The 1,411-nt window shown below is 59.6% G+C and carries 2 protein-coding genes; both read left to right on the top strand.

The annotated features are described in order from the left end of the window. Window positions 1-294: 294 nt before the first annotated feature. Window positions 295-657, top strand: a complete 363-nt coding sequence (locus tag ACODR8_RS19915; RefSeq protein ID WP_489008851.1) for a recombinase family protein — start codon at window positions 295-297, stop codon at window positions 655-657. Continuing rightward, complete coding sequence (locus tag ACODR8_RS19910; protein WP_489008850.1) at window positions 654-1,388, top strand: recombinase family protein; 735 nt, start codon at window positions 654-656, stop codon at window positions 1,386-1,388. The genes ACODR8_RS19915 and ACODR8_RS19910 overlap by 4 nt, the downstream gene beginning before the upstream one ends. Window positions 1,389-1,411 lie beyond the last annotated feature (23 nt).

Here is a 1,411-nt window from a genome sequence, read left to right as displayed (position 1 = left end):
AATACTACGCTACGTCACCCCAAGCGACCCTCCCGCGGAGCGGGTTCGTGCTCTGGTCGACTCCTGCCGGATAGCAGAAGACGGACTGCACCCGAGAAACGAGCATTTTGCAACGAGAAGCAAATGAAGGCCGTCAGGAGCTCGCCGCTAGCTTATCGAATACGGCATCATAGGTGCCCTGGCGGAGTTCCGGCGACAGCATAATAGCGCGCTTCAATTTTGATCGCGGCCCCAGATTGGCAGGCATGGTCAAATCTGTAGATTGACCCCAAAGCTCACCTCTGGAGACTCCGAATGCCCCGCGTAGCGCTGTATGCCCGCTATTCCGACGACAAGCAGAGCCCTGCATCCATCGACGACCAGTTTTTGATATGCCGCGAACAGGCGGCGCGCGAAGGCTGGCGGATTGTCGCCAACTATAAGGATGCAGCGATCTCCGGCGCGAGCGTCATTCTACGTCCCGGCATCCAGTCACTTTTGCAGGATGCGCAGATGGGTCGCTTCGACATTCTGCTAGCCGAAGCGCTGGATCGGGTGTCCCGCGACCAGGCCGACGTCGCCACGCTCTACAAAACCTCCAGTTCGCTGGCGTCAGAATTGTTACGCTGGCCGAGGGCGAAGTTTCCGAACTGCATGTCGGCCTCAAGGGCACGATGAACGCGCTGTTCCTCAAGGACCTTGCGAAGAAGACCCATCGCGGCCTGCGCGGCCGCGTCGAGAAGGGCAAATCCGGCGGCGGGCTTTGTTTTGGCTATGACGTCGTGCGGCGCTTCTCGAGTGAAGGCGAACCGGTCCACGGTGAACGGAGCATCAATACGGCGGAAGCTGAAGTCGTTCGCCAGGTTTTCCGACAGTTCGCCAACGGGCTCAGCCCGCACGTAATTGCCTGCCGGCTCAATGATGCGGGCATCCCAGCCCCAACGGGCAAGTTGTGGACATCGACCACGATCCGCGGCCACGCCATGCGCGGCACGGGCCTGCTCAACAACGAGCTTTATATCGGCAAACTTGTCTGGAACCGGCTGCGCTATCTGAAGAACCCGCAAACCGGCAAGAGGGTTTCCCGCATCAATCCCAAATCCGAATGGATTGTGACCGAAGTTCCCGACCTTCGGATCGTGGATGAAGAACTCTGGCAGGCCGTGAAGGCAAGGCAGGAGAATATCGCTATCCAATATGCCGATGTCATCGAGGCAACCCGCTCCGCTCATAAAGCCCTCAATCGAACACATCGCCCGAAAAGCCTTCTCTCCGGCCTGGTTTACTGCGGCTGCTGCGGCGGTCCTTTTTCCCTTCGCGGGCAGGGGCGGTTTGCCTGTTCGAACCATGTTGATACGAAAAGCTGCTCGAACGGGCGCGGCCCAACCACGTCTGGTGCGCCGACGTGACGTACATCCCCATGCGCCGGGGC

The organism is Sphingobium sp. FG58, from assembly GCF_057809055.1.
This window is presented reverse-complemented; position numbering and strand designations above follow the sequence as displayed.

What these genes read in the sequence shown, in the direction of transcription:
- ACODR8_RS19910 (WP_489008850.1), top strand. Translation starts at nt 654, where the DNA reads ATGAACGCGCTGTTCCTCAAGGACCTTGCGAAGAAGACCCATCGCGGC.
- ACODR8_RS19915 (WP_489008851.1), top strand. Translation starts at nt 295, where the DNA reads ATGCCCCGCGTAGCGCTGTATGCCCGCTATTCCGACGACAAGCAGAGC.